Origin of the sequence: Halosimplex halophilum (genome assembly GCF_004698125.1) — an archaeon.
GTDB classification, from domain to species: domain Archaea; phylum Halobacteriota; class Halobacteria; order Halobacteriales; family Haloarculaceae; genus Halosimplex; species Halosimplex halophilum.
The window spans coordinates 818,786-827,961 of record NZ_ML214298.1 but is presented as its reverse complement, the minus strand read 5'-3'; the positions used below and the strand labels follow the sequence as shown (position 1 = coordinate 827,961).

At 71.6% G+C, this 9,176-nt stretch carries 7 protein-coding genes; 4 read left to right on the top strand and 3 right to left on the bottom strand.

The features are described from left to right. Positions 1-28: 28 nt before the first annotated feature. Positions 29-907, top strand: coding sequence for a transcription initiation factor IIB (locus E3328_RS15155; protein ID WP_394345913.1), 879 nt, complete (start codon positions 29-31; stop codon positions 905-907). Positions 908-1,053: 146 nt separating this feature from the next. Here E3328_RS15155 and E3328_RS15150 read toward each other — a convergent pair whose 3' ends face one another. From E3328_RS15150 to E3328_RS15140, 3 genes are all read right to left on the bottom strand, one after another. Continuing rightward, a complete protein-coding gene (locus E3328_RS15150) occupies positions 1,054-1,773 on the bottom strand; it encodes a bacteriorhodopsin (protein WP_135365458.1) in 720 nt (239 codons plus the stop codon). A gap of 2 nt (positions 1,774-1,775) precedes the next feature. Next, positions 1,776-4,082: a methyl-accepting chemotaxis protein gene (locus E3328_RS15145; RefSeq protein ID WP_135365457.1), complete on the bottom strand. Its 2,307-nt coding sequence runs from the start codon at positions 4,080-4,082 to the stop codon at positions 1,776-1,778. 106 nt (positions 4,083-4,188) lie between these two features. Continuing rightward, positions 4,189-5,883 carry a DUF3604 domain-containing protein gene (locus E3328_RS15140; protein WP_135365456.1) on the bottom strand — a complete coding sequence of 565 codons (1,695 nt, stop codon included), beginning with the start codon at positions 5,881-5,883 and terminating at the stop codon, positions 4,189-4,191. A gap of 197 nt (positions 5,884-6,080) precedes the next feature. On the opposite strand from E3328_RS15140, the gene E3328_RS15135 reads away from it, so the two are divergent. The 3 genes from E3328_RS15135 (at position 6,081) to E3328_RS15125 (ending at position 9,012) form a co-directional block, all read left to right on the top strand. Then, positions 6,081-7,232 (top strand): 60S ribosomal export protein NMD3, encoded by a 1,152-nt coding sequence (locus E3328_RS15135; RefSeq protein WP_135365455.1) that lies wholly within the window; start codon positions 6,081-6,083, stop codon positions 7,230-7,232. A gap of 125 nt (positions 7,233-7,357) precedes the next feature. After that, a complete protein-coding gene (locus tag E3328_RS22590) occupies positions 7,358-7,918 on the top strand; it encodes an SHOCT domain-containing protein (protein WP_246023022.1) in 561 nt (186 codons plus the stop codon). A gap of 62 nt (positions 7,919-7,980) precedes the next feature. Next, entirely contained in the window at positions 7,981-9,012 is a 1,032-nt protein-coding gene (locus tag E3328_RS15125) for a class I SAM-dependent methyltransferase (RefSeq protein ID WP_135365454.1), read from the top strand. Positions 9,013-9,176 lie beyond the last annotated feature (164 nt).

Sequence of the window (9,176 nt, the reverse complement as noted above, 5' to 3'; positions counted from 1 at the left end):
CGCGCCGGCCTACCCCCACCCGGTCCCCTTGTGCGCGACGTCCGCGCTCGTGACGCGCGGGGACGGCGGGGAGATCGTCTGCGAGGACTGCGGACTGATCATCGACGAGGGCAACATCGACCGCGGCCCGGAGTGGCGGGCGTTCAACCACAGCGAGCGGCAGGAGAAGTCGCGGGTCGGCGCGCCGACGACCCAGACGATGCACGACAAGGGGCTGACCACCCAGATCGACTGGAAGGACAAGGACGCCTACGGTCGCTCCCTGTCGTCGGAGAAACGGTCCCAGATGCACCGCCTGCGCAAGTGGCAGGAGCGCATCCGCACCAAGGACGCCGGCGAGCGCAACCTCCAGTTCGCGCTCTCGGAGATCGACCGGATGGCCTCCGCGCTGGGCGTGCCCCGGTCGGTCCGCGAGGTCGCGTCGGTCATCTACCGGCGGGCGCTCGACGAGGACCTCATCCGCGGCCGCTCCATCGAGGGCGTCGCCACCGCCTGCCTCTACGCCGCCTGCCGCCAGGAGGACATCCCCCGTTCGCTCGAGGAGGTCTCGGAGGTCTCCCGCGTCGAGCAGAAGGAGATCGGCCGCACCTATCGCTACGTCGCCCAGGAACTGTCCCTCAAGATGGAGCCGGTCGACCCCAAGCAGTACGTCCCCCGGTTCGTCTCCGAGCTGGAACTGTCCGAGGAGGTCCAGGCCAAGGCCAACGAGATCATCGACGTGACCGCCGAGAAGGGCCTGCTCTCGGGCAAGTCCCCGACCGGCTACGCCGCCGCGGCCATCTACGCCGCCTCGCTTTTGTGCAACGAGAAGAAGACACAGCGCGAGGTCGCCGACGTGGCCCAGGTGACGGAGGTCACCATCCGGAACCGCTACCAGGAACAGATCGAAGCGATGGGCATCCACTGACCGGCGCCCGGCCGGCCCGGTGACGGCACCGTCCGCTCACTGTCGACGGCCCCACGGCCGTCGCCCGTTCTCCGCGCGCTCGACCCGCCAGCGGCGGGGCCGTCGTTCGGAACCGGCTACCCCCGAAAAACTAGATGGTCGCGCCGTCAGTCCGCGACGCCCGCGTCGCCGACGGTCGTGTCGGCGGTCTCGTCCGTCGCGACGGCCATGCTGGCGAAGTCGTTGATCGCGATGAGGCCGAAGCCGACCTTCGCGACCACGTCGATGTAGGTGACGACCAGCGCGGCCGTCTCGGTGTCCATGAGCCCGACCCCGGCGGGCGCGAGCAGCCAGATCACCGGGTAGACCAGCCAGAGGACGACGACGAACGAGCGGAGCTTGCGGAACAGCGCGGCCACGTCGTCGGACTCCCCGGCGGCCAGCGCCTCGCAGTCGCCGTACAGCAGGTAGACGACGGCTCCGAAACAGGCGCCGCCGACCAGGTACAGCGCCCAGTTCAGCGGGGCCGCGAGCGTCGCGCCGACGAAGCCGAAGACGATCGTCAGCGCCTGCAGCGTCGCGAGCCGCGCGATCAGGCCGGTCGACGCGCCGACCACCAGGGCGATGATCGCCACGTGGATCGGCGTCGTGAGCAGCCAGTCGACGTACCGCGGGACGAAGACGGTCGCGCCGTCGCCGGTCGTCAGGCCGCCGAAGCCCAGCGCCATGAGCGCGTAGGCGACGGCGGCGATCGCCGGGACCACCGCCGCGAGCGCGAGCGTCCGCTTCCGTTCGTCGGGGACCAGCGTTACCCCGTAGGCGAGCATGGCGGTCCCGACGACCATTCCGAGCGTGCCGATGGTGAACCAGGTTGTGAGTCCGAGCATTGTCAGTCGTCCGTGGCCGCGGTCGCAGTCGGTCCCGTCTCGACGCCGGTCCGCGTCTCGAAGCGCGACAGCGCGTCGGCCAGCTCCGCCGCCTGCCGGCGCAACTCCTGAGCGGAGGTGGCCACCTCGTCGATGGACTGGGACTGGTCGTCGGCCGCCCCGGCCACCGTGTCCGCCTCCGTCGCGGTCTGCTGGCTGATCGCCGTCAGCTCGTCGATGGTGCCCATCACGTCCTGTGCGGTGCGGGCCTGTTCGGCCGTCGCGTCGTCGATCTCCTGGATGCCGGTGTCGACCTCCTCGGTGTACTCGACGATGGTCTCCAGGGCGTCGACGGCCTCCTCGACCGTCCCGACGCCGTCGGTCACCCGCTCGCTGGTCGACTCCATCCGCTCGACGGTCTCGCCGGCCTGGGACTGGATGGCCTCGATGCGGTCCTCGATGTCGCCGGCGGCCTCCTTGGTCTCCTCGGCCAGCCCCTTGATCTCGTCGGCGACGACCGCGAAGCCGGCGCCGTCCCCGTCGGCGTGAGCCGCCTCGATGGAGGCGTTGAGCGCCAGCATGTTCGTCTGCTCGACGATCTCCGTGATGACGCTCACGATCTGGCCGATCTCGTCGAGCTCGTCGTCCAGATCGTTGATCGCCGCGACGGTCTGTTCGGTCTCGCCCTCGATGGCGCCCATCTCCTCGATGGCGCGCTTGGCGGCCTCGCGGCCCTCCTCGCCGACCTCGGCGGCCTGCTGGGAGGTCGTCGCGACCTGCTGGGCCGAGGAGGCGACCTGCTGGGCCGTCGCCGAGAGGTTCTCCATCTCGCCGGCGGCGTCCTCCAGGCGCTCGGACTGCTCGGTCGTCCCCTCGAAGATCTCCCCGATCGACGACCGCACCTGCTCGCTGGCCTGGTCGACCCGCTCGGCGTTGCTCCCGACCCGCTCGCTGGCCGAGGACACGTCGTCGGCGAACGACTTCGTCCGCGCGATGGTCTCCTCCAGGGCGTCGAGCGTCTCGTTGATGCTCTCGCCGACCGACGCCATCGAGGCGTTGTCGCTCGCCGGGTCGACCCGGCGAGTCAGGTCGCCGTCGGCCGCCCCCGAGAGCACGTCGCCGTACTCGGCGGCCTTGGTCTCCAGGTGGGTCGTCATCGACTCCATCTCGGCGGCCTCCCGTTCGGCGCGCTCCCGTGCCTCCTCGGCGTCGGCGCGGGCCTCCTCCGCTTCGGCGCGGGCCTCCTCCGTCTCGGCGATCTGCTCGCGGATGGAGTCGCGCATCTCCTGGAACGACCGGTAGAGCCGTCCGATCTCGTCCTCGCGGGTCGTCGCGAGGTCGACCTCGAGGTCGCCGCCCGCCATCGACTCCGCCCGGTCGGCGACCCGCCGCAGCGAGATGAGCGTGTTGCTCCCGACGGTGACGCCGACGAGCCCGAGGTTGATGATCGCCAGCAGGACCAGCCCCACGAGGTCGGAGTTGATCTGCGACCCGAGCGCGTAGGCGGTCGACTTCGACGAGTGGATCATGACGGTCCAGTCCCTGGTCTCCATCCCCGTGCTCGCCATGAGGGTGTCGCCCATGTCCATGAACGTCGTCGCGCCCGCAGGGGCCGACGCGTTCACCTCGTGGCCCTCGTGGGGCGTGAGGATCCTGCTCGCGTTCGGGTGGGCGACGTACTGCCCGGCGGCGTTGACCACGACCGTCGAGGTGTCGTCGTTCGCGTCCGCGAGCGCCTGCGACCGCGCCGCGAGGTCCGTCATGAACACGAGCGCGCGGTCCTCGACGCCCGGGACGGGCGTCACGACGGCGACGACCGGGTGGTCGGCCGCCGGCACGGCGAACGGCTCCGTGACGTAGGTATCGTCCGGCCCGTCGAATTCGGGCGGGTCGGTCGCGAACGGCGCGCCCTGCTCGGCGGGGCTGACTCCCTCGAACTCGTCGTTCGTGCTCTCTGTGAACACCATCGACTCCGTGTCGAGGTAGTGGATCGCGGCCACGTCCGGCGGGACGGCGCCGGACTCGATCTGTTCGGTCAGCGCCCGGTCGACGGCCGCGCCGTCGCCCGAGCGGACGGCCTCCAGTTGCGAGGTGAGCACGGCCTCGCGCTGGACGCTCCCGATCCACGCGTCGAGTTCGTCGGTCCGCGTCTCCGAGAGGGTCCGCAGGTCGCCCTCCACGTCGTCCTGGAGCGTCGCCGAGGCCTGCGTGCTGATGACGGCCCCGAAGCCGACCATCACCACCACTGCGACCGCGAGCGCCGCGCCGAGGCGAGCGGCGTACGACCGCCTGATCACCCCCGGCAGGAGAGAAGGTGCATCCGATGTCATCGTGCGATACGGAGGAGTACTCCGTGTAAAGCGTTCGTGCGCGATTCTCAACGGTGATAGCCGAGTCGCCGACGCGACGGCGCCGACCGCCTCCGCGATCCCCCCGTCAGGCTCCGGGCTCGACCCAGACCGGTCCGGCCCAGGCCATCCCGTCGTCGGCCTGCTCGACCCGGAGGTAGTACACGTCGGCGTCGCTGCCGCGCTCCTCGCCCGGCGCGTCCCCGCCTGTCGGCCCGGAATCACTCGTCGGTCCGGAACCGCTCGTCCGGTCGGCGTCCCAGAACATCCCGGTCACGGGCTCGTCGTCTGTGACCTCGCCGGCCTCGGTGTAGGCGTCCAGGTCGGCCGACTCGTCGGCGGTCCCGCCGACGACGTGCCAGTCGGCGTTGTTCTTCACGACCGTCACCCGTTCGATGGGGGCGGTCCCGGCGACCAGCCACTCGACGGTGCGCTCGCCGTCGGCGACGACGGCGCTGTCGGCCTCGCCGACCTGCGTCCCGTCGACGGCGAACTCGACGAGGATCCGGTGGGGCTGGCTGGTCGCGTACACCCGCCGCGAGCGCAGGCTCTCGAAGACCGACTCCCGGGACAGGTCCTCGGCGTAGAAACCCGTCAGGCCGCCCGGATACGACCCCTCGTCCCAGATCCGCCAGATGTGGCCCCAGCCGATCCCGTCCTCCCAGATGTCCGACAGGGAGGGGAGATGCGGCGGCAGGTGGATGTGCGACCGGCCCGGCCTGGGCGCGTGGAAGTCCGACGACCCCATCATCCCGACGCGGTAGCCCAGCTCGTGGGCGTCCTGGACGTAGTGGCCCGGCGTGCCCATCTCGCCCTGGCCCATCCGGACGGGCTTGGGGTTGCCCTCGTCGGCCGGCATCTCGCTGGAGCCCCACTGCGAATAGACCTCGACGAGCGGCGCGATGTCGTCGTCGTAGTCGACGTTCGAGAAGTCGAAGGGGTACATCGCCTCGGCGGGGTGGTGGGGGATGGCCAGCACCTCGTTGCCGGTCTCCTCGCGCCACGCCTGCAGCCGGCGAAAGAGCTTCTCGTAGCGATTCGTGTCGGTGTCCAGCGAGTCGAACAGCTCGGCCTCCTCGACCCCCTCGAAGTAGACGTTGACGTGCCCGCCCATGTTCGGCTGTTTGGTCCACTCGTAGCCGAACAGCGTCACGAACTCCCCGGGGTCGTGGAAGTGGTTCGTGACGGTCTTCATGTCCTCGAAGTACCCGCCGTGCATCCGGCGGCGCTGGAGCTTCGGCGGGATGAAAAACCCCATCGTGTCGTGGTCGGTGTAGGCGGCCACGTCCAGATCCATCACGTCGCGGCCGAACCGGAACCCCTTGCTCATCGACCCCGCGCCGTCGGAGAACTGCGAGTGGAGGTGGATGTCGCCCCAGTACAGGCGCCGGTCGGGCTCCGAGTCGAACACCTGGACGGGGTTGCTGGTGAACCGCCGGCCCGACTCGTCGGTGAGCGTCAGGTACTGGACCCCAGGCGTCTCGAAGGCGACTCCCGAAAGCTCCGTAACGGCCTCGTCGGTCAGCCCGAAGTCGATCTCCTCGGGGTGGGCCGCCTCGGGGTCGGTGCTGTCGACGGCGAGCGTGCCGTCGTAGTCGGGGAGCAGCCGGAGGTACTCGTCCCAGACCGAGACGGTGGCCGACAGCGACTCCGCCGCGGCGACGCGGGAGGGGAGGACGCACTCCACGTCGTCGAACCGTCGTCGCCGGCCCCGCGCGAGGTCCCGCAGCGAGGGGTTGTTCTCGGCGAAGACCTTCACCGACTCGACGGCTTTCGTCAGCACGGGCACCACCCCGGACGGGGCGGCGCGGCGTCGCCGACCGCCGGGCGAGCGCCTGTCTGGACGGGCATACCACCGGGGTTGGGCGGCTCGGGGTTAAGTTTCCCGGCGACCGCGGCGTCGTCCGGCGTCGCCGATCGGCGGGCGACGCTCGACCGGGAACGCGACGCTTAACCGCGCGAGGCCAGTACGGCGGGGCAATGAGTCGCTCCGGCGAGTTCTGCCCCCGTTGCGGGGACGAGATAGAGGCGGACCTCGACGCCCGACCGGCGGCGCCGGGGGCGGCGGGGCCGCGGGACGGCGACAGCGTGCTCTGCGACGACTGTTACTTCGCGGAGTTCGACCTCGTGGACGCGCCCGACCGCATCGACGTGCGCGTCTGCTCGCGCTGCGGCGCGGTCCACCGGGGCAACCGCTGGGTCGACGTGGGCGCCGAGGACTACACCGACATCGCCGTCGAGGAGGTCTCGGAGGCGCTGGGCGTCCACCTCGAGGCGACCGACGTGAGCTGGGAGGTCGCCCCCGAGCAGGTCGACGAGAACAACATCAGGATGCACTGCCAGTTCTCCGGCGTGGTCCGCGGGACGCTCGTCTCCGAGGAGGTGGTCGTCCCCGTCAAGATCGCCCGCCAGACCTGCGAACGGTGCGGCCGGATCGCCGGGGGCTCCTACGCCGCCATCGTGCAGGTCCGCGCCGACGAGCGCACGCCGACCGACGAGGAGCAGGAGACTGCTCGGGAGGTCGCCGAGGCGTACGTCGCCGACCGGGAGGCCACCGGCGACCGCAACGCGTTCATCACGGAGGTCGACGAGGTCGACGAGGGGCTGAACATGAAGATCTCCACCAACCAGATGGGCCAGGGGATCGCCAAGCGGATCGTCGACCGCCTGGGCGGGAGCTTCGAGGACTACGAGACGCTCGTGACGGAGGACTCCGACGGCAACGAGGTCTACCGCGTGACCTTCGCCGTCCGCCTGCCCCGCTACAGAGCGGGGGAGGTCATCGATCCCGAGGACGGCGACGGGCCGGTGCTGGTCCGCAGCGTCCGGGGCAACCTCAAGGGGACCCGCCTCGCCACCGGCGAGGACTACGAGGCGAGCTTCGAGGACGGCGACGCGCCGGAGGCCCGCCGGCTCGGCACCCGCGAGGACGCCGCCGAGACCACGGTCGTCGCCGTCGAGGACGAGAACGCCGTGCAGGTGCTCGATCCCGAGACCTACGCGGCAGAGACCGTCCCGCGACCGGACTACTTCGACCCCGACGCCGACGAGGTCCCCGTGATCAAACACCGCGAGGGGCTGCACGTCCTCCCCGACGACGCCGTCGACGCCGTCGACGCCGGCGGGGACTGAGGCGAGCCGACGCCGACCGGACCGACGAGAACTCCCGCCGGGACTGACGGGGTTGTCGCCGGCCGGCACCGACTCCTGACCCGCGGGCGGCAACTTTTTTCGTGGTTCGGCCGGTGGGTCGACACATGTTCGAGGCCCTCCGTTCGCTCGGGACCGTGACCCGCCGGTTCGTCGCGCTCCTGCCGGTGCTGATCGCCGTCGCGACGCTGCCGGTCGCCCTGCTGGCGCTGTTCAACGCCGGCGTCGTGACCGCCCTGGAGATCGCGGTGACGGGCTGGCTGTTCGCGACGCCGGTGACCGCCATCCTCGCGTGGGTCGTCCTGGACCTGTCGCCGGTCGACCTGCCGGGGTCGCTCGGCGACCGGAGCGTCGACCTCCCCTCGATGCTCGACGGCGGAGCGTCGGACGGCGGGGAGTCGGCGGGCGACGACCCCGTCGAGACGCTCCGCGAGCGGTTCGCGAACGGCGAGATCGACCAGACCGAGTTCGAGCGCCGCCTGGACGCGCTGCTGGCGACCGAGGACGCGACCGACGGGCGGCCGAGCGACGGTCGCCCGGGCGACGACCCGTCGGGGACCGCCGGGTCCGTGTCCGCCCGCGAGCCGGCCGCCGCCGACGAGTCCCGGGCGCCGTCGAGCGACCGTTCGCGGGCGCCCGGCCGCGACCGCGAGCCCGAGTCGACCTGAGCGGCCCCCCGACCGAACCGACCCGAAACCGTTTCGGCCGTCGGTCGCCTCCCGACGGGTAGATGGACGAGCGCGACGAGCGACTGGCGGTGGTCGTCGACAAGCCCCGCGCGGAGGCGGTCATCGACGACCTGGAGCGGGCGGGCGTCTACGACGCCGACCGCTCGGTCCGCGAGTACGACGAGGGCAGCGTCTCGGTCCCGGTGACGGCGGTCCCCGACGCCGTCGACTACCGCGAGGTCGTCCGCCAGGTCGGCGAGCCGCGCCGCCGGGACCTGGCCGACTACCTCCGCGAACGCGGCTGGACGGACGAGGAGATCGACCGGGCCCCCGCCTCGTGGGCCGTGCTGGGGACGGTCGTCCTCGTCGACCCCGGGGACGCGCCCCGGCCCGAGGAGCTGGGCGAGGCGCTGCTGGATCTGCACGGCGCGGCAGACACCGTGCTGGCTCGCGGGCCGATCACGGGCGCCCACCGCGAGCCCGACGTGACGGTGCTGGCCGGCGAGGGCGACACCGAGACGGTCCACCGCGAGCACGGTACCACCTACGCGATGGACCTGGCGGAGGTGATGTTCTCGCCGGGGAACAAGGCCGAGCGGGCGCGGATGGGCGACGTAGTACAGGAGGGCGAGCGCGTCGTCGACATGTTCGCCGGCATCGGCTACTTCGCGCTCCCGATGGCCCGCGCGGGCGCGGAGGTGACCGCCGTCGAGCGCAACCCCGCGTCCTTCGAGTACCTGCTGGAGAACGTCCGCCGGAACGGCGTCGCCGACCGCGTCCAGCCCTACCGGGCGGACTGCCGGGACGTGCTGGAGCAGGTCGACGCGGCGACGGACGTGCGCGCCGACCGGGTCGTGATGGGCTACTACGAGGCCCACGAGTACCTCGACAGCGCGCTCGGGGCGCTGGAGCCCGGCGGCGTCGTCCACATGCACGAGGCGACGCCGGAGGCGCTGGTGCCCGACCGACCCGTCGAACGGCTCCGGGGCGCGGTCGACGAGCACGGGCGCTCGGTCGAGGTGCTCGAAACTCGGCGCGTCAAGGGCTACAGCGAGGGCGTGGCCCACGTCGTCGTCGACGCGCGCGTCGAGTGAGCGGCGGCCCGGTCCCGTCGGGCGCACGGATCGACACAGCGGCGGTCGCGCCCGGCGCAACGGACGCCGCGCTCGCCACGGTGGGCGCCCGTCCGGGCCCCCCACCCCGCCGGGGTGTGGCGGTCGGCGCTCGCTGGCACCACAGTAGTTTTTATCCCATGGGG